This is a genomic window from Acinetobacter sp. UBA2581, from assembly GCF_002339435.1.
In the GTDB taxonomy this organism is placed as follows: Bacteria; Pseudomonadota; Gammaproteobacteria; order Pseudomonadales; family Moraxellaceae; genus Acinetobacter; species Acinetobacter variabilis.
Genome location: NZ_DDLD01000109.1, coordinates 1 through 19,287 on the forward strand (window position 1 = coordinate 1; position 19,287 = coordinate 19,287).

Annotated in this window: 15 protein-coding genes; 13 read left to right on the forward strand and 2 right to left on the reverse strand. The window is 43.3% G+C overall.

Annotated features, from left to right (window positions below; all coding sequences use genetic code 11):
* Positions 1–402 precede the first annotated feature (402 nt).
* The 13 genes from B3Q46_RS14035 to B3Q46_RS14095 all read left to right on the forward strand — a co-directional run bounded on the left by B3Q46_RS14035 (position 403) and on the right by B3Q46_RS14095 (position 15,879).
* Entirely contained in the window at positions 403–1,743 is a 1,341-nt protein-coding gene (locus tag B3Q46_RS14035; protein WP_005234426.1) for an MFS transporter, read from the forward strand.
* Positions 1,744–1,783: 40 nt separating this feature from the next.
* Positions 1,784–4,330, forward strand: coding sequence for a nitrite reductase large subunit NirB (gene nirB / locus B3Q46_RS14040; RefSeq protein ID WP_217706280.1), 2,547 nt, complete (start codon positions 1,784–1,786; stop codon positions 4,328–4,330).
* Positions 4,331–4,354: 24 nt separating this feature from the next.
* Positions 4,355–5,965, forward strand: coding sequence for a nitrite reductase small subunit NirD (gene nirD / locus B3Q46_RS14045; RefSeq protein WP_175966925.1), 1,611 nt, complete (start codon positions 4,355–4,357; stop codon positions 5,963–5,965).
* Positions 5,966–6,150: 185 nt separating this feature from the next.
* Positions 6,151–8,931: a nitrate reductase gene (locus tag B3Q46_RS14050; RefSeq protein ID WP_175966927.1), complete on the forward strand. Its 2,781-nt coding sequence runs from the start codon at positions 6,151–6,153 to the stop codon at positions 8,929–8,931.
* Positions 8,928–9,566: a molybdenum cofactor guanylyltransferase gene (mobA, locus tag B3Q46_RS14055; RefSeq protein ID WP_175966929.1), complete on the forward strand. Its 639-nt coding sequence runs from the start codon at positions 8,928–8,930 to the stop codon at positions 9,564–9,566. Before B3Q46_RS14050 ends, mobA begins: the two co-directional genes overlap by 4 nt.
* Positions 9,567–9,701: 135 nt before the next feature.
* On the forward strand, positions 9,702–10,754 hold the full coding sequence (moaA, locus tag B3Q46_RS14060) for a GTP 3',8-cyclase MoaA (RefSeq protein WP_175966931.1): 1,053 nt from the start codon (positions 9,702–9,704) through the stop codon (positions 10,752–10,754).
* A 1-nt stretch (position 10,755) separates the two neighbouring features.
* Positions 10,756–11,007 (forward strand): MoaD/ThiS family protein, encoded by a 252-nt coding sequence (locus B3Q46_RS14065; protein WP_005234437.1) that lies wholly within the window; start codon positions 10,756–10,758, stop codon positions 11,005–11,007.
* 1 nt (position 11,008) lies between these two features.
* Complete coding sequence (locus B3Q46_RS14070; protein ID WP_175966932.1) at positions 11,009–11,548, forward strand: molybdenum cofactor biosynthesis protein MoaE; 540 nt, start codon at positions 11,009–11,011, stop codon at positions 11,546–11,548.
* 49 nt (positions 11,549–11,597) lie between these two features.
* Positions 11,598–12,521 (forward strand): bifunctional molybdenum cofactor biosynthesis protein MoaC/MoaB, encoded by a 924-nt coding sequence (gene moaCB / locus B3Q46_RS14075; RefSeq protein ID WP_175966935.1) that lies wholly within the window; start codon positions 11,598–11,600, stop codon positions 12,519–12,521.
* Complete coding sequence (locus tag B3Q46_RS14080; protein WP_175966937.1) at positions 12,521–13,750, forward strand: molybdopterin molybdotransferase MoeA; 1,230 nt, start codon at positions 12,521–12,523, stop codon at positions 13,748–13,750. Before moaCB ends, B3Q46_RS14080 begins: the two co-directional genes overlap by 1 nt.
* Positions 13,751–13,764: 14 nt before the next feature.
* The gene (gene modA, locus B3Q46_RS14085) at positions 13,765–14,526 is read left to right on the forward strand and encodes a molybdate ABC transporter substrate-binding protein (protein ID WP_175966939.1); all 762 of its coding nucleotides are present in this window, start codon (positions 13,765–13,767) and stop codon (positions 14,524–14,526) included.
* Positions 14,527–14,552: 26 nt separating this feature from the next.
* Positions 14,553–15,236 (forward strand): molybdate ABC transporter permease subunit, encoded by a 684-nt coding sequence (gene modB / locus B3Q46_RS14090; RefSeq protein WP_175966941.1) that lies wholly within the window; start codon positions 14,553–14,555, stop codon positions 15,234–15,236.
* 1 nt (position 15,237) lies between these two features.
* A complete protein-coding gene (locus tag B3Q46_RS14095; protein ID WP_286716331.1) occupies positions 15,238–15,879 on the forward strand; it encodes an ATP-binding cassette domain-containing protein in 642 nt (213 codons plus the stop codon).
* Here B3Q46_RS14095 and B3Q46_RS14100 read toward each other — a convergent pair.
* Both B3Q46_RS14100 and B3Q46_RS14105 read right to left on the reverse strand, forming a co-directional pair.
* On the reverse strand, positions 15,869–18,421 hold the full coding sequence (locus B3Q46_RS14100; protein WP_175966945.1) for a bifunctional diguanylate cyclase/phosphodiesterase: 2,553 nt from the start codon (positions 18,419–18,421) through the stop codon (positions 15,869–15,871). The genes B3Q46_RS14095 and B3Q46_RS14100 overlap by 11 nt on opposite strands.
* Before the next feature lie 150 nt (positions 18,422–18,571).
* A partial coding sequence (locus B3Q46_RS14105) for a GGDEF domain-containing protein (RefSeq protein ID WP_286716334.1) occupies positions 18,572–19,287 on the reverse strand: 716 nt, incomplete at its 5' end.

Below are 19,287 nucleotides of genomic sequence, written 5' to 3' on the forward strand. Positions count from 1 at the left end.
TTGGTATTTGAATCTGCGAGTTTTAACGATAAGTTTTTCTTTAATTAAAAATATCTAGTTTGATTATGTTCTTCCTTGCACTAAAGCTGTGCCAAATAGTGCAGTGAAGTGGCAATTTTAAAATCCAGATATAAATATGCTGAGAAAAATAAAAGAGAGCTTGGTTCGAAGTCACTATAATTTAGAAAAAATATAAAAGTACTTTTAGATAAATAATACAAATACAAATACTTATTTATAGAATTATTTTATCGGCACGCTTTGTGCTTAATAGAATTTGAGTCAAAGACGACTCTAAAGAAATTTGTAAGACGGCCAATGACGTCCGTTCTGATCGCATCTGGTGTGCAGCGATTCGCATAGCAGATAAGCCTATACGTTCAGTTCTGGAAGGAGATGGTGATGTCTTCAAATTTATATGAAAAGAAAGCAACAAAAATAAGTCTTTTGAATTTCAGCAGCGCAGCAATGAGAGCCTTCCATATGAGTTGGCTCGCGTTTTTTGTCTGCTTCTTTGCCTGGTTCGCCTGTGCACCGCTGATGCCTGTGATCGCGGGTGAATTCAGCTTAACCAAAGATCAAATCGCCAATATCAATATTGCAGCAGTCGCGATCACCATTCTGGTTCGACTGATTGTCGGTCCGCTATGTGACAAATATGGTCCACGGAAAACCTATACCGCCTTACTCGTACTCGGCAGTATCCCGGTCTTTGGTGTGGCCTCTGCGAATAGCTATGAATCCTTTCTGTTTTTCCGCTTACTGATTGGCGCCATTGGTGCCAGTTTCGTCATTACCCAATATCACACCAGCATCATGTTTGCGCCGAATGTCGTGGGTACTGCAAATGCTGCATCAGCAGGTTGGGGAAATGCCGGTGGCGGTGCGACTCAAGCCTTGATGCCATTACTTCTGGCTGCGCTAGTGCTGTTCGGTGTTGAACAGGCGATGGGCTGGAGAATTGCCTTAATTGTTCCAGGCCTGATGATGCTGATCGTCGGTGCATTGTACTGGAAATTTACCCAAGACTGTCCACAAGGCAACTTTAAAGAACTGCGTGCAGCAGGAATTCAGGTTGGTAGCGAGAAAAAAGGTGGCATGGCAATTCTGATGCATGCGGCCCGTAACTACCGTGTCTGGATTTTATTTGGCGCTTATGCGGCCTGTTTCGGTATCGAAATCTTCATTCATAACATCGTAGCCATGTACTACGTAGAAAACTTCAGCTTTGGTTTAAAAGAAGCAGGTATGACGGCCGGGATCTTCGGTCTGCTAGCACTGTTTGCCCGTGCACTGGGTGGCATTGTTTCAGATAAAGTCGCCATCAAAAAAGGCCTGGACGGACGTACCAAAGTGCTGTTTGCCATGATCTTGATGGAAGGCTTATTCCTGATTTTATTCTCGCAAATGAACAGTGCCATGCTGGCCATCATCACAATGACTGTCTTCGCATTATTTACCCACATGGCATGTGGTGCAACGTATGCGCTAGTGCCATTTATTGACCGGGATGCTTTAGGGGGGGTGGCTGGCATTATCGGTGCAGGCGGTAACGTGGGTGCGGTCGCAGCAGGATTCTTACTTAAAGGCATGCTGGATATTCAAACCTGTCTGATGGCACTTGGCGGCCTGGTCGTGATTGCAGCAAGTTTTGTTCTGATGATTCGCTTCTCGGTTGAGCATAAAGCCAAAGAGCAAAAGCTGTATGAAGAAGCTGTCCTTGAACGAAACAACCTGGCTTAAAACACAAGATACAAGATTTAGAAAATTTAGGAGAAGGAATATGAAACTGGTAATGATTGGCCATGGCATGGTAGGACACAAATTTATTGAATCTGTGCTTGAGCATGCAGGTGATGAGGTTGAAATCACGATTCTGGCAGAAGAGCCGCGTCTGGCTTATGACCGTGTACATTTAACTGAATATTTCACTGGAAAATCAGCCAAGGATTTAACCCTTTGCCGTAATGACTTTGCAGATGCGTATGGAATTGATTTGCGTTTGAGTACCAAAGCGACTGCAATCGATACTGTTAATAAAACAGTCACCACTAATCATGGCGATGTGATTACTTATGACAAACTGGTTTTAGCTACCGGCTCCTATGCTTTTGTTCCACCAATTCCAGGCAACGACCGTGAAAATTGCTTTGTTTATCGTACCATTGAAGATCTGGATGCAATCCGGGCAGCGAGCCTGAAAGCCAAAAACGGTGTTGTGATCGGTGGTGGTTTGCTGGGGCTGGAAGCGGCAAAAGCGTTGCGTGACCTGAATCTGGAAACGCATGTGGTCGAATTCGCACCACGCCTGATGGCAGTACAGATTGATGATCTTGGGGGTAAAGTATTACGCAGCAAAATCGAAGATCTGGGCGTAAAAGTCCATACTCAAAAAGCAACTTCGTCTATTGAAGATGGTGTCAATGCCAAGCACGTGATGAAGTTTGGTGATGGTGCTGAACTGGAAACCGACATTATCCTGTTCTCTGCGGGGATCCGTCCACGTGACGAACTGGCACGTCAAAGCGGCCTGGCGATTGGTGAGCGCGGCGGGATCATGATCAATGATTACTGCCAGACTTCGAAACCGGACATTTACGCAATTGGTGAATGTGCGCTGTGGAATAACAAGATTTTTGGTCTGGTGGCTCCAGGCTATGACATGGCACGTATTGCTGCGAAACATGTACTGCAAGAAGAATGTGCAGCATTTGCTGGCGCGGACATGAGCACCAAGTTGAAACTGATGGGTGTTGATGTTGCATCAGTGGGTGATGCACATGCCATGACACCAGGTTCATTCAGCTACTTCTATGCCGATGAAGCGGCACAGATCTATAAGAAAATTGTGGTCAATGCAGAAAAAACCAAACTGCTTGGTGCAGTGCTGGTGGGTTGTGCCAAAGAATATAACGATCTGCTACAAATGATGCTGAATGGTCTGGAAATCCCGGAAAATCCGGAAGGCCTGATCATGCCGGGGTTTGATCAAGCGACTGCAAAAGCGGGTGGTAGCGGTGTAGATCTGCTTCCAGACAGCGCGACGATTTGTTCATGTAACAACGTTTCTAAAGCAGATATCTGTTCTGCGATTGCCGATGGTTCAACTTCTCTCGGTGCTCTGAAAAAATGCACCAAAGCCGCAACGGCTTGTGGTGGCTGTGCATCGTTGGTGACGCAAGTCCTGAAGTCTGAATTACAACGTCAAGGCGTTACCGTAAACAACCATCTCTGCGAACACTTCGCTTATTCACGCCAAGAGCTGTATCACCTGGTACGTGTTAACGAGATCAAAACTTTTGATGACCTGATCCATCAACATGGTCATGGTATGGGTTGTGATATCTGTAAACCGACTGTGGCAAATATATTAGCATCTTGCTGGAACGACTTTGTACTGAAGCCAAGTCACGCCGGTTTACAAGACAGTAATGACTATTACTTGGGTAATATCCAGAAAGACGGTTCGTACTCAGTTGTGCCACGTATGGCGGGCGGTGAAGTGACACCAGAAGGCCTGATTGCAATTGGTCAAATTGCTAAAGAATACGGTCTGTATACAAAACTGACTGGGGGCCAGCGTGTCGATATGTTTGGTGCACAAGTGCATCAATTGCCAGAAATCTGGGAAAAACTGATCAATGCCGGTTTTGAGTCTGGTCATGCCTACGGTAAATCACTACGTACAGTGAAATCTTGTGTCGGTAGCACTTGGTGCCGTTATGGTGTAGACGATTCTGTGGGCTTGGCGATCTATCTGGAAAACCGCTACAAGGGCTTACGTTCTCCACATAAACTGAAAATGGCCGTGTCTGGCTGTACCCGTGAATGTGCCGAAGCGCAAAGTAAAGACGTGGGTGTCATTGCCACTGAAAAAGGCTGGAACCTCTATGTCTGCGGTAACGGCGGTATGAAACCACGCCACGCGGAACTACTGGCATCAGATCTGGATACCCAAACTTTAGTCCGCTATATCGACCGTTTCTTCATGTTCTATATCCAGACGGCTGATCGTCTGCAACGTACTTCGGTATGGCGTGACAACCTCGAAGGCGGCCTGGATTACCTGAAAGATATCGTGGTAAATGATTCACTGGGTCTAGCAACAGAACTCGAGCGTCGTATGGAGCATGTAGTGGGTACTTATCAGGATGAATGGCGTACTGCGATTGAAGATCCTGAAGTGCGTAAACGCTTTAAAACCTTTATCAATGCCAAAGCTGAACAGCAAAACGATCCTCATGTTCAATTTACTGAAGTACGCGGCCAGATCCGTCCGAAAACTGAAGCTGAACGCGATATCACACGTATTCCAGTAGTTGAAGCCTGATTCAAAGAATAAAGGAGCAAGAATATGACAATGTTTAAAGATATGAATGAACTGAATTGGGTTGAAGTGTGTGCACTGGATGACATTACACCAAATACTGGCGTAGCGGCATTGGTAGAAGATCAGCAAATTGCTTTGTTTCGTGTGGGTAATGAAAAGCGTATTTACGCTTTAAGCAATCAGGATCCATTTAGCAAAGCATTTGTGATGTCGCGCGGCATCATTGGTGATCTGCAAGGCGAGCGTGTTGTCGCTTCACCAATTTACAAGCAGCATTTCAGTCTGGCGACTGGCCGTTGTTTAGAAGATAAAGATCAAAAATTACTGGTTTTCCCGAGCAAAATTGAAAATGGCAAAGTGTTCATTAGCCCAGTGCCACAAAAAACCTATATCACCAACAACGGTATTTCACCGGAAAAAATGAAACTAATACTGGTCGGTAATGGTCTGGCAGGCATGCGTTGTCTGGAAGACCTGCTGGATATGGCACCAGACCGTTATGAAATTACCGTGATTGGTGAAGAGCCTTGGGGCAACTACAACCGCATCATGCTGTCGCCAGTGCTTTCTGGCGAGAAAACCATTGATGACATCATGCTGCATCCGCATGCATGGTATGCCGACAAAGGTTTTCGTCTGATTGCAGGTGATCCGGCGGTTCGTATTGATCGTCCGCGTAAGCAGATTTATACCGAAAAAGGCGAAGTGATCAGTTATGACCGTTTGATTCTGGCGACGGGTTCCAAGCCATTCGTTCCGCCAATTCCAGGTAGCGACTTAAAAGGCGTACTCAGCTTCCGCGACATTTATGATGTCAACAATATGCTGGACTACTGCAAAACCAAGAAAAATGCGGTCGTCATCGGCGGTGGCTTACTGGGCCTAGAAGCTGCTTATGGCCTGAAACAGCAAGGCATGAATGTCACAGTATTGCATCTGATGGATCGCATTATGGATCGTCAGCTGGACAGCAAAGCCAGCCAGATGCTGAAAACAGCGATTGAGCAGAAAGGTATCAATATTCTGACTGAAGCGAATACCGAATGTCTGATTGGTGAAGACGGTCATGTGACCCAAGTGAAACTCAAAGATGGCACCGTGCTGGCTGCCGATCTGGTGGTGTTTGCTGTGGGTATTCGTCCAAATATCGCATTGGCGCAAAGTGCCGGTCTGCGTTGTAACCGCGGTGTGCTGGTGAATGACACTATGCAGACTTTTGACCCAAGTATTTATGCGGTGGGTGAATGTATCGAGCACCGTGGTCAAACCTTTGGTCTGGTTGAACCACTTTGGGGCCAGGCGTTCATTTGTGCATCACATCTGGCCGAGCATGGAAGCCTGACGTTTAAAGCGCCAACCGTTCTGACTCAGCTGAAAGTGAGTGGTTGTGACGTGTTCTCGGCAGGTGACTTCGAACCAAAAGAGGATTTTGAAGATATCGTGCTGAATGACGAGAAACGTCAGATCTATAAACGCATTATTATTCAAAAAGATAAAGTCATTGGTGCAGTGCTGTTTGGTGATACTGAAGACGGTACCTGGTATGCCGAACTGATTGCAGATCAGACACCGATCACTTCGATTCGAAATAAACTGCTGTTTGGTCGGGATTTTGCATTAAAGAAAGCAGGGTAATCCATCACATAAATCTTCCCTAACCCCTCTTTAAAAAGAGGGGAACCTCCCTCCTTTAACAAAGGAGGGTTGGGGAGGATTAAAGCTTTTGAGACCAAGAAAAAATTTAAATCAAATCTGTAAAAGCTAGACATTTTAGATTTGGCGAGATAAGTGAATTTAGATGATTAAGGAGCACAGCAGCAATGAATAGTATCCCAGTAGTGGAACTGCATAGCTCCACAGAATTAAAAACTAAAACCACACAGACCACTTGCCCATATTGTGGCGTAGGTTGTGGTGTGACTGCACATGTAACGCCGACCACATCAGGCCCTAAAGTGACTGTTGAAGGTGATGCCAATCATCCTTCCAATTTCGGCAAGTTATGCATCAAAGGTAGTAATCTGGCAGATACTTTGGGACTGGAAACCCGTTTACTGCAGCCAATGCTGGGTCGGAAAGATCTGCGTGAAGTTACCAGTTGGGATACTGCAGTTTCGTCCATTGCCAATAAATTCCAGCAATGCATCGATCAATATGGCCGAGACAGTATTGCGTTTTATGTCTCAGGTCAGTTGCTGACCGAAGATTATTACGTGGTGAACAAATTCGTCAAAGGCTATCTCGGTACGGCGAATATTGATACCAATTCACGCCTGTGTATGTCTTCAGCTGTTGCTGCACATAAACGAGCTTTTGGTGAAGATCTGGTTCCAGCCAGCTACGAAGATTTTGAACATACCGATATGGTGGTACTGGTCGGTTCCAATACCGCTTGGTGCCATCCAGTGCTGTATCAGCGCATTATGAAAGCCAAGGAACAACGTGACCTGTTTGTAGTCGTGTTTGATCCGCGCTTTACCAGCACCTGTGAAGCAGCAGATTTGCATTTGCCAATTCTCCCGGGTCAGGATGTGGCGCTGTTTAATGGCTTATTACAGTACTTGCATCAGCATGGTTACGTTGATCAAGCATTTGTTGCTGCTCATACCCAGGGGCTGGAACAGGCTTTAACGAGCAGTTCTACTGAAGCTTCGATTGAGGATGTGGCTGAACGTACCGGTATTTCAGCAGTTAAACTCACTCAATTCTTTGAAAAATTTGCCCAGACAGACAAAGTAATAACGTTGTTCTCCATGGGCGTAAACCAGTCATCACGTGGCGTCGATAAAGCCAACAGTATTATTAACTGTCATTTGCTCACCGGTAAAATCGGCAAACTCGGTGCAGCGCCATTTTCCATGACCGGTCAGCCAAATGCGATGGGCGGGCGTGAAGTCGGTGGTCTAGCCAATATGCTGGCTGCACATCTGGATTTAGAAAATCCGGGACATCAGCAGCTGGTACAAAATTTCTGGCAAAGCCCGTATATTCCTAAACAAGCAGGACTGAAAGCAGTCGATTTATTCCAGGCCGTTGAAAGCGGCAAGATCAAGGCGATCTGGATTATGGCCACCAATCCGGTGGTCAGCTTGCCAGATGCAGATCAGGTCAAACGCGCCCTGGACAAATGTGAATTCGTGGTAGTGTCTGATATCTGTCAGGATACGGATACCACACAATATGCTGATGTCTTGTTACCTGCTTTAGGTTGGGGGGAAAAAGATGGCACCGTGACCAATTCAGAACGTCGTATTTCCAGACAGCGTGCTTTTTTAGATGCACCGATGCAAGCCAAAGCTGACTGGTGGGCGATCAGTCAAGTGGCTCAGAAGATGGGTTTCACAGGTTTTGATTTTAATAATAGCCATGACATTTTTCTGGAGCATGCCCAATTATCTGCCGAGCAAAACTCTGATTTAAGCCAGCGATCTGAAACGCCATATTTCCGCTATTTTAATTTAAAAGGCCTAACCGATTTAAGCCTAGCTGAATATGATGAACTGAAACCGGTACAGTGGCCAGTATGGAGAAAAGATCAGGCAGAAGATTCAGTAGCTCGACTCTATAGCGAAGGCCAGTATAGCCATGCAGATGGCAAAGCCAAATTCATTGCAATTTCAGCGGTCAATCCGGTTCATCAAACCTCTAGTGAATATCCTTTAATTTTGAATACTGGCCGGATTCGTGACCAATGGCATACCATGAGCCGTACCGGTTTATCGGCGAATTTGAGTACGCACCGTGCCGAACCTTACTGTGAAATTCACCCGAATGATGCACTAAAGTACGGGATTCAGGATGGTGAATTGGTTGAGGTGAAATCGCAGTGGGGCAATTGTGTCTTGCGTGCGACTATTAGTGACAATATCCGCCGTGGACAGGTCTTTGCCCCGATTCACTGGAATGATCAGGTCGCATCCGATGCCCGGATTGGCAAGGTGGTGAATCCGGTAGTGGATGCTATTTCGGGTGAGCCAGAATTCAAGCATACTCCGGTTATCATCCATCCATTTTATAGCCAGTGGCAAGGCGTATTTTATGTGCGTCAAGGCTTTGAAAAAATCGTACAGCCGTCGATTGAAGCCACCGTGTGGTGGACTAAAATCACTACCAGCAAGGCAATACGTTATGAACTGGCAGACCGGAAGAAATTTAGCTACACCACTGAGCATTTAAAAGAATTATTGCCATTTCAGGATGAAAGTTTTGAATGGCTGAATCTTGAAGATCAGACCGCCCACATCAGTCATAGCGTGATACTTCAGGATGGTCATGTGATTGCCAGTCTATATATTGCACCGAAGGCCTTATTGCCGAACCGCGACTGGGTGGCAAGTCTGTTTAAACGTGAACGTTTAAGTGCTATGCACCGTAAAGCCTTACTTGCTGGACAGCCGATGTCGATGGCAAATAATGAAGGTCCACTGGTGTGTAGCTGTTTTAAAGTCGGTAAAAACCGCATCATTGAAACCATTAAAACTAAAAATATTACGGATGAAAAACAGGTGACCGCATGTTTAAAAGCCGGAGGGAATTGTGGTTCGTGTTTACCTGAAATCCGTGGCCTGATTAAAACATGTCAATTGGAGACGGTAGAATGAAAAAAGGAGCCGAGAGAGAAAATAATAAAATAGCCTATCCACGTACTGATCTGGTGATTCTTGCGGGTGGACAGGCAAGACGCATGAATGGCATCAATAAACTATTGCAGAAATTCGATGACCAGATTCAGCTGATCAAGATTCACCAACAGCTGAAATTGAATGTTGCACAGGTCTGGATTAACAGCCATCGCGACTATTCCATTTACCAGAAACTTATTCCTAGTGTTCATTATTATCAAGATGATGAGCCAGGATTCCAGGGGCCGTTAATGGGCATGAAAAGTGCCTGGTCGCATGTACAGTCGGATTATGTGCTGTTTGTTCCTTGTGACCTAACTTATATTCCTTCCAGAGTATTGCTCAAGTTGCATCAGGCTCTAGCCAAAAACAATCTGGCTGAAGTGGCTTATGTGGAAATTAACGGTAAGCCACTTTATCCATTTTGTCTGGTCAAACGCAGCAGTCTGGCAACCTTGAATTTATATCTTGAACAGGAACAGCGCAGCCTTAAACACTGTTTTGCTGATTTGCACGCACAAGTGGCACGTTTTAAAAATCGTGCGCTATTTTTTCACAGTATTAACTCGCTGGATGAACTGCAACAGTATCAACAGCTCAAATTTCTGCACTAAAAACTGAATATTTTGCTTTTGGCACAAAGTTGGAACACTTATTGCAAATCTAATTATTACAAGATTGGGCGATTTAAGTTTCGCGCACTGTATATGTGCAACAACCCACCCAATGCCTGAAGATGGATGTTCAACATGAATATGATGACACAGCTTAAAAATGATGTCTTGTTTGTCGATCAATTCGGTCGTGGCAAGCGCAAGCTAAGGATTTCAGTGACCGATCGCTGCAATTTCAAATGTGTTTATTGTATGCCTGAACATCCAGAATGGATGAAAAAACACGATCTGCTCAGTTTTGAAGAGCTGTATCAGTTTTGCGATTTTATGGTGCGTCATGGTATCCAGTATATCCGCATTACTGGTGGTGAGCCTTTAATGCGTCAGGGAGTGGTTCATTTTGTTGAACAACTGCAAGCGTTGAAAAAGCTGGGATTACAACGTATTTCCATGACCACCAATGCGCATTACTTAAAACAATATGCACAAGCCTTAAAGCAGGCAGGACTGGATGACCTGAATATCAGCCTGGACAGTCTGGATGCTGATCAGTTTAAGCAGCTAACTCAAAAAGATTTGGCACCTGTGCTGGAAGGAATTCAGGCAGCACAAGCCGCTGGATTACCGATTAAGATCAATACCGTATTGATGCAGGGTATCAATGATAATCAGATCCTGCCATTAGCGCGCTGGTCAGTTCAGCAAAATATTGTCCTGCGCTTTATCGAATTTATGCCACTTGATGGTGATCACAATTGGTCTACTGAGCATGTAGTCAGTGAACAATACATTTTAGAAACTTTGGCGACCGAATTTAGGCTCACTCAAAAAACTAATAATGCTTCCCAATCAGCTTCGGAACCCGCACGCCAGTATTTGATTGATGGCCATCCGATTGGAATTATCTCAACTATTACTAACTCATTTTGTGGCAGCTGCGACCGCTTGCGATTGACTGCACAAGGTGAATTTTACAATTGCCTGTTTGCACCTCAAGGCTTGAATCTTAAAAATGAAATCAAATCACTAAATTCATCTACCGCTCTAAGTGAGTTGAATTTGTATGGCGCTTTATCCCGATATATCTGGAACAAAGAACAGGGCTTTCACGCCATAGAGCAGCACTTAAAAAATCAAAGTATGAATCAAAACAGCCGCAAAATTAGTATGCACATGATAGGAGGCTAAGATGTCACAGATCAGAATCAGAATTGAAGCCTTCGGTGCGGTAGAACGACAGTTACCGCAAGATCTCGAAATTATTTGTAAATCTCAAAGTACCGTATCTGAAGTTTTGAATCAGGTAGGACAAGATTATCCAGATGCATTTGGCATGATTGAACGCTGTGCCTGTGCCATCGGTGAAGACATCATTTCACGTCAGACACCTCTTAATGCTGACAGTACTTTGGTGCTGTTGTCACCTGTAGCAGGAGGCTGAAATGAGCGAATTCAAGCAATTTTCTAGGATACAAGAAACTGCTTTAAATCTAGAAAGTTTTGATCCGATCCAGTCTTTTCCTGAATGTGGTGGAGTCGGCGTATTTATCGGAACGGTACGCAATCACCATGAAGGTAAAGCGGTCAATGCACTGAAATATACGGCCTATGCACCTGTTGCAGAAAAAATGATTCGCCAGATTGAACAGGAAATCCAGGCCAAATACGGCGTGTCCTATGTGCGGGTGATTCATCGAATTGGGGCATTAGATATTGGTGAAAAAGCCATTATCGCGATTGCTTATGCTGCACATCGACGTGAGGCTTTTGCCGCTTGTGAGGAAGCAGTGGAGCGGGTTAAACATGAAGTGCCAGTCTGGAAAGAAGAGTTTTATATGGATGGCAGCAGTCAATATGTTGAGGGATGTTGTATCCGTAAAGATGTAGAAACTGCTCATACGCATCTTCATTCAGATGAGACGCATCAACATTGTCATCATGCCAAAGAGAATACACCATTCATCTATCAATGGCCGATATAAGTCAGAATAGACACACGTTTTAAGAAGAAATGAACTATAGGAACATGCAATGAAAAATGTCGGGATGAAAGCAGAAAGTTATCGGACTGCAGTAGCTACAGGGATTCTGCATGCACCGCCACATTGCATTGAATTATTACGGAATGGCAATACGGAAAAGGGTGATGCACTAAAGACAGCTCGCATTGCCGGGATTTTAGGGGCTAAACGTACTGATGAACTGATTCCGCTGTGTCATCCTTTACCAATTTATCGTGCAGATGTGGAGTATGAGCTGTGTGATGCGCATGTCGAAATTATTGCCACAGTAGAGACTATTGGTCCAACTGGTGTGGAAATGGAAGCCTTGACTGCCGTTAGTCTGGCTGGATTGACCCTTTACGATATGCTCAAACCACATTGTGAACCGGAAGATCTATGTCTGGATCAATGTAAATTACAAAAGAAAAAAGGCGGTAAATCGCATTTTACCCGTGTCTTAAAAGAAGCCTTGCCAGCATCCATCATTGTGCTTTCAGATACAGTCGCTGCCGGTAAAAAACCGGATACAGCAGGGCAAAATGTCCTAGAAATATTACAAGAAGCCAATTTTGAAAATATTGCCTATCAGGTAATTCCAGACGACCCTGAACAGTTATTGGCATTGGTTCATCAACAGAAAAATGACTACCCATTGATCCTGACTGTGGGTGGAACAGGCTTAGGTCCTAAAGATCTAACGGTTGAAACTTTACAGCCCTTACTGAAACGGGAAATTCCTGGACTCATGGAAGCTTCACGCAGTTTCGGCCAGAAACGAACGCCGTATGCGGCTTTAAGTCGTGGCGTTGCTGGCTATATTGATAACAGTTTGGTAATGACTTTACCGGGCAGCCGACAAGGAGCCAAAGAATCTTTAATTGCGGTACTACCAGCGTTGGTACATTTATTTGATGTGCAAAAAAATATTCCACATCAAGGCGGTTATCAATAATGTCTGGATGCGGAGCAGAACATGGTCTGATTACAGTCGATCAGGCTTTAGAATTAATTTTGCAGCATATTCAAGTGTTAGCAACTGAACGATTGAAGTTGAATCAGGCCTTAAATCGTTATCTGGCAGAAGATATTTATTCTGGGATTAATCTACCGTTATTTTCGCAAAGTGCCGTAGATGGTTATGCGTTGTGTACCCAATCTGCAATTGAACCAGAAAGTGGGTTTCAGCTTATCGGTGAAATTCGGGCAGGGCAACAGGATGAGCTGCAACTTCAGGATGGTCAGGCAGTCAGGATTTTTACTGGCGCTAAAATTCCCCTCGGGACTACTACGGTCGCACGTCAGGAAATCGTTCAAGCGATCGATTTATCCAGAATCAAAATTACGGAACAGCTTAAAGTTCATGCCGATATTCGCGATGTGGGCGAGGAAATTTCAGTCGGGCAATTATTAACCAACAAAGGTCAGCAACTGTCAGTCGGTGCAATTGCCTCTTTAAGCATGGCGGGGATCAATACTGTTGAGGTTCTTCAATATCCTAAAGTGGCTGTAGTTATTACAGGTGATGAAGTTGCTGAAAGTATAGAAGACTTTGTAGCGGGTAAAATCTTTGATGCCAACGGTCCCTTGATTGAAGCTTGGTTTCAGCAAGTCGGGCAGCAGGTTGAAATTTTTCATGTTGCAGATACTGAGGCGGCAGTACGGAATCTCATTCAAGAATTATCAGCAAGCCATGACCTGATTTTAACCACGGGTGGGGTATCTGTCGGAGATTATGATTTCATTCGGCCTGTAGCACTAAATTTAGGTTTCGAACAGATATTCTGGAAAGTAAAACAGAAGCCGGGCAAGCCGATGTTCTTTGCTCAGTTACAGCGCGATGATAGTTCACATTGTTATCTGCTGGGTTTACCGGGAAATCCCGCAGCAGTGTATGTGGGCATGCAAATATACACCGCAACTTTATTAAATGCCTTACAAGGACACAAATCTCAGCCGAACTGGTTTAATGCTGTACTCACCCATGATCTAAAAATGGATGCCAGAGAGCGCTTTTTAAGAATGTCCGCCAGTTTTGAGCAGTCGGTTTTACGAGTTAAAAGTCTGTCCAAACAGCAATCGCATATGCTGAGCAATCTCATGCAGGCCAATTGTCTGGTCCGCATTCCTGCGGGAGCAGTTTTATCTGAAGGACAGATTGTGCACGGTTTATTTATTCATTAAGGAACAGAATAATCATGAAAAAATCCCTATTTTTCTCGGTCTGCCTAGCCTCTATATTTTCAGCTGCACATGCAGATACTGTCAAAATTTATGCCGCAGCCAGTCTGACCAATGCCATCAGCGATATTGAAAAAATTTATGAAAAGCAACATCCTAAAACAGATGTTGTAGCGGTATTTGGTGCTTCATCAGCCTTGGCGAAACAGGTCGAAGCAGGGGCCAGCAGTGACCTGTTTTTCTCTGCAGATCTGGACTGGATGAATTATCTGGTCAAAAAGCAAATCGTTCAGGCCAATAAAGCCAAGCCATTATTGTTTAATCAGCTGGTGGTGATTAGCCCGAAAAATTTGAATATTCCTTTTAAACCCCAATCCAGTTTTAATTTCGCCAAAGCCTTTCAAGGACGATTGTGTACTGGACAGATGGAGTCAGTGCCTGCCGGGAAATATGCCAAGCAAAGTCTGACCAAACTGAACTGGCTAGATCAGTTAAAGGGGCGGATTGTGGGCACTGATGATGTTCGTTCAGCCTTGGCTTTTGTTGAACGTGGTGAGTGTGATGTGGGCATTGTCTATAAAACTGATGCCTTAATCAGCCAAAAAGTGAAAATTATTGGTACCTTCCCGGCAGATTCGCATCATCCGATTATTTATCCGATTGCGTTGACCAAACAGGGCGAAAAAAATGCGGATGCCATTCAATTTGAACAATTTATACAAAAAAGTACACAGGCCAAAGTCATCTTTCAAAAATATGGATTTAGGCTGAATCCCTAGACAATGACTGGAGAAATAACTGCAAGATGTTAAGTCTAGAAGAACTAAGTGCGCTATATCTGTCTGCCAAAGTGGCCAGCTTTGCAACCTTATTCTGCTTACCTTTTGCAGTAGCATTGGCTTGGGTTTTGGCCAGATATGAATTTCGGCTTAAGTTTGTGGTCGAAGCATGTTTGCAATTACCTATGGTGCTGCCACCCGTGGTCTTGGGTTATCTGCTTCTGGTGCTGTTTGGCAATCAAGGCATGATTGGCCAATATTTCAATACACTCGGACTGCAACTGGCATTTAACTGGAAAGGGGCAGTATTGGCCTCGATGATTGTGGCATTCCCATTGATGGTGCAACCGATTCGTCTGTCTTTTCAGCTCATGAATCAGCAACTTGAACACATCGCAGGTTCATTGGGCGCAGCACCGTGGAAAGTATTTTGGAGTATCAATTTACCTCTGGCGATTCCCGGTATGCTGATTGGCAGCATCTTGTGTTTTAGCCGCAGTCTGGGTGAGTTTGGCGCCACCATTACTTTTGTGGGAAATATTCCGGATGAAACCCGCACTATTCCCATCGCAATTTATTCCTTATTGCAACAACCAAATGGTGAAGAAATGGCGATGCGTCTGGTGACATTGTCTATTTTCTTGGCATTTACTGCCTTAATTGCCAATTATTTTATTTTGCAAAACTATCAACGGAAATTGGGAGGCTGAAATGTTGAAATGTGATTTTCAATATCAACAAGCCGATTTCGGGTTGAATATTAAACTGGAAATGTCGCAGCAACTATTAGGGATTGTCGGTACATCTGGAAGTGGAAAAAGTACTTTACTCAAAAATATTGTCGGACTATTAAAACCTGACCAAGGATATATTCAGTTTAATCAGCAGGACTTAATCAATACAGAAAAGAAAATTAATATTCCAATGCATCAGCGCAAGATTGCATTAGTTTTCCAGAATGCTTTGCTGTTTCCACATATGAACGTGCAGCAGAACCTATGCTATGCAGAAAAACTGGTATCTAGAGAAAATCGAAAATTCCAGTTTGAAGACATCGTAGAATTATTAGAATTAAAACCTTTAATATATCGTAGAGCACATCAGCTCTCAGGTGGAGAAGCGCAGCGCGTTTCTATCGGCCGAGCATTACTGTCTTCACCGAATCTTTTATTGCTGGATGAACCTTTAACAGGCCTGGATCAGCAGTTAAAACAACAGATTTTACCTTTTCTAAAACGGATGAAAGATGAGTTAAATCTACCCATGATTTATGTGACCCATCATTTAGAAGAGTTAGCTTACTTAGAAGCTAAAACTGTACAGTTCAAACAGGGCATATTAATCAGGAACTGATTAACTCCAGCTGATTGAGACGGGCAGGTTTTGCATAGTAAAAACCTTGCAGATAATCACAATGATGCGACTTTAAGCACTCAGCCTGTGCAGGATTTTCAATTCCTTCCGCAACAACTTCCAGATCCAGCTTATGCGCTAGGGTAATCATAGCTTCAATAATTGCCTCATCTCGTGGATTGCCGGGTAAATGCTGGACAAAGCTGCGATCCAATTTGATCTCATCAATCGGTAAGCTACGTAAATAACTTAAACTCGAATAACCAGTGCCAAAGTCATCTACCGACACTTTAATACCCAAAGCCCGGACATTTTTTAAGATCTCAATCGACTTATCACCGCTAGCAATCAACATACTTTCAGTTACTTCCAGTTTTAGTAACTCATGAGGGAATTCAATTTCTGCTAATAATTGCTGTAGATCGCTCAGGAACCCGCTTCTTTTAAACTGTAAAGGAGATAGATTGATGGCAACCGAAATTTGAGTCTCATGCTGCATATTCCAGGCTTTAACTTCCTCGCAAGCCTGTCTAAGTACCCATTCGCCAATCGAGACAATTTGCCCGGTTCTTTCTGCAAAAGGAATAAAATCGGCAGGAGAAATAAAGCCTTTTTCTGGATGTTGCCAGCGAATCAAAGCTTCCAGACATTTGACCTTACCCGTTTCACTGTCCAAAATCGGCTGATAAAACAGTTTAAACTGCTGTTCATGCAGAGCGACCATCAGTTCATGACGAAGCTGTACATAATCTACCTTCGGTAAAGGCTCTTTCGTGAAATTATACCAGTGCCAGGTATTACCCCCTTCGGCATTGGCGTCACGCATGGCATCTTTAGCAGCATTGATAAACTGCTTAACACATTTAATGTCTGGATCAGCATCAGCCACACCAATACTGGCACTCAGGTGAATATCATAGCCATCCACATGGAAAGGTTGAGATAATCCGGCGATGATTTCTTCGGCACGTACAGCGACTTGCTTGAGATCAATCATTTGAGTTAATAAAATTGCAAACTCATCTCCTGAAAATCTGGAAATCACATCTTCAGGCTGCAGATTTTGACTCAGACGATTGCCCACCAGTTTTAAAATTTTATCGCCAATATCATGACCGAGACTTTGATTCAAAGGTTCAAAATCATCCAGATCCAGATATAAAAGCACCAGATTTGTAGAACCTGTCTGAGCTAAATGCAGTTTTTCCTGTATCACTTCTTCAAACAGCTTATTGTTAATAAAGCCGGTTAAATGGTCATGTGATTCCTGATAAGCGATTAGTTCTTGCTGGGCAACATGCTGACTCACATCCTGTTGAATGGCAATAAAATGAGTGCATTTATGATTTTCATCAAAGACCGGGCCGAGATTCAGCTTGTTCCAGAACCAGTGTCCATCCTTACGATAATTTTTCAGGACAATCTTGATTTCAGATTTATTCTGAATGGCTTCGCTGATTTGCTGGACGCTTTCCGCTGAAGTATCGGGTCCCTGCAAGATGCGGCAATTTTTCCCTTTGAGTTCTTCCAGGCTATAACCGGTAATCTGCTCAAAGGCCGGATTAACATATTCAATAGGCTGGTCATTTTCTGCCGAAGTTAAAATAATGCCATGCGGATTTGCATCGACACTACGTTTCATTAAGCGCAGCATTTCATTGTTTTGATAGCGTTCAGTAATGTCGCGTGCCACGCTAAAGATACCGACAATTTCCTCATTCACTTTAATTGGCAAAAAAGTTAAATCGAGCCAGTATTTCTGTCCTGCCGAGTTATGTGCCTGAACTTCAAGGTGTCCAGTCAAACCATGCTTGGCCTGCTCAAAGGCTTCTAAGGCAAGAGGGCGATGTTCAGGTTCAATAAAATGGTCAATTTTAGTTCCGATATGCGATTTAACACCAACTTCGTTAAAAAACTTGGTGGCCAGATTGGCATCTACAATATTGCCATCCAGATTGTGCTCAAAAATTGCATCGGGATGAAAAGAGAAAAATGACTGATATTTATCTTTGAGTTGATTTCGTTTTTTGCGTTCTTCATACAGCTCAAAGGTTAAGGCGATCAGCGAAGCTGCATATTGCAGCAGGTCAATTTCATTGGGAGTAGGAGACTTGATCGAACGATAATACGTACCAAAAGAGCCAAAAAGTTTGCCACTCCCATGGGCAATTGGTACGGACCAGCAGGCTCTTAAACCATTTTGTTTAACCAGATCTTTATATGCGACCCAGTTTGGATCATTGAGTAAATCCTCACAGACCACTAAACGACGATGATATGCAGCTGCACCACAAGCGCCTACATTCGGACCGATTTTTAGATCCTTTAAAGCGGCTATATATTCTCTGGAAAAATAGGCTGGTTCTTTTATTAAATTAAGCGTTTGTTCCTGTTCCGAATACAACATGACAGATACCAACGCATCCGGAATTTTATCTCCTAACCATGCGGTAATCGCATCTATGATATCCTCTAAGGCAGCAGCTTGACCAATCAGATTAAAAATCTCTTGGCTGGTGCCTCCATTATAAAAAGAAGTCATATTGTATCCTTAAGTATAAACCTCTATATAAACCTAGAAGTATTAGAGAAATTATACTGTTTTTTGGAATTAAAGATCTAAACGCTATAACACAATAACAAAATAATATATTTAAATTATCTACTTAATAACTGTATAAAAATATTATTACTAGGCACTTTTTTCACCTGTCACCACACGATTTCTCCCTAAATGTTTGGCTTGATATAAATTTGTATCTGCTTGTTTTAAAACTTCTTTAATATCAGAAGAAGTTAAAGGCCAGTGTGCAATACCAAGTGAGGCAGTCACTACACCAACTTCTAGTAAATAAGTCGATGCCAGTTTGTGCCTTAATCTTTCAGCAATTTTAGTGGCTTGTGAAATCTCTTTAACTGGCGCAAGAATAATAAACTCTTCACCGCCGACCCGACAGCAAATATCCTGTTCACGAAAACTTTCCCGAATGAATCCGGCAACTTTGGTTAATACCACATCACCCATATCATGCCCATGACGATCATTAATTTTCTTGAAATAGTCAATATCTAAAACCACCACAGCAAAATAAATTTTATTGCTAATCAAATCATTTAAAAATAGTTCAAAGCCACGGCGATTATAAAAGCCGGTTAAAGGATCGGTTAAAGTGTCCTGTTTAAGTTCTTCGATTTCCTGATTAAAAACGTTTACACTAGATAATAGGGACTTCTTGAATTTAAAAACTTCAAAATACCAAGGCTTAATATGATTAATCTTTTCAGTGATACCTGGATCATTCAAATGACTTGCCATTTTGGCAAGATCATTTAATGGAGAGGTAATAAATTTTGAAATACGCCAGATGATTAAAAAGATAATAATATAGGGCAGAGTAAAACTTGAAG

Excerpts from the sequence above, each read along its gene's own strand:
- modB (WP_175966941.1), top strand. The coding sequence starts at position 14,553 with ATGTTAAGTCTAGAAGAACTAAGTGCGCTATATCTGTCTGCCAAAGTG.
- nirD (WP_175966925.1), top strand. The coding sequence starts at position 4,355 with ATGACAATGTTTAAAGATATGAATGAACTGAATTGGGTTGAAGTGTGT.
- B3Q46_RS14070 (WP_175966932.1), top strand. The coding sequence starts at position 11,009 with ATGAGCGAATTCAAGCAATTTTCTAGGATACAAGAAACTGCTTTAAAT.
- B3Q46_RS14080 (WP_175966937.1), top strand. The coding sequence starts at position 12,521 with ATGTCTGGATGCGGAGCAGAACATGGTCTGATTACAGTCGATCAGGCT.
- B3Q46_RS14035 (WP_005234426.1), top strand. The coding sequence starts at position 403 with ATGTCTTCAAATTTATATGAAAAGAAAGCAACAAAAATAAGTCTTTTG.
- B3Q46_RS14095 (WP_286716331.1), top strand. The coding sequence starts at position 15,238 with ATGTTGAAATGTGATTTTCAATATCAACAAGCCGATTTCGGGTTGAAT.
- modA (WP_175966939.1), top strand. The coding sequence starts at position 13,765 with ATGAAAAAATCCCTATTTTTCTCGGTCTGCCTAGCCTCTATATTTTCA.
- B3Q46_RS14065 (WP_005234437.1), top strand. The coding sequence starts at position 10,756 with ATGTCACAGATCAGAATCAGAATTGAAGCCTTCGGTGCGGTAGAACGA.
- B3Q46_RS14050 (WP_175966927.1), top strand. The coding sequence starts at position 6,151 with ATGAATAGTATCCCAGTAGTGGAACTGCATAGCTCCACAGAATTAAAA.
- moaA (WP_175966931.1), top strand. The coding sequence starts at position 9,702 with ATGAATATGATGACACAGCTTAAAAATGATGTCTTGTTTGTCGATCAA.
- moaCB (WP_175966935.1), top strand. The coding sequence starts at position 11,598 with ATGAAAAATGTCGGGATGAAAGCAGAAAGTTATCGGACTGCAGTAGCT.
- mobA (WP_175966929.1), top strand. The coding sequence starts at position 8,928 with ATGAAAAAAGGAGCCGAGAGAGAAAATAATAAAATAGCCTATCCACGT.
- nirB (WP_217706280.1), top strand. The coding sequence starts at position 1,784 with ATGAAACTGGTAATGATTGGCCATGGCATGGTAGGACACAAATTTATT.
- B3Q46_RS14100 (WP_175966945.1), bottom strand. The coding sequence starts at position 18,421 with ATGACTTCTTTTTATAATGGAGGCACCAGCCAAGAGATTTTTAATCTG.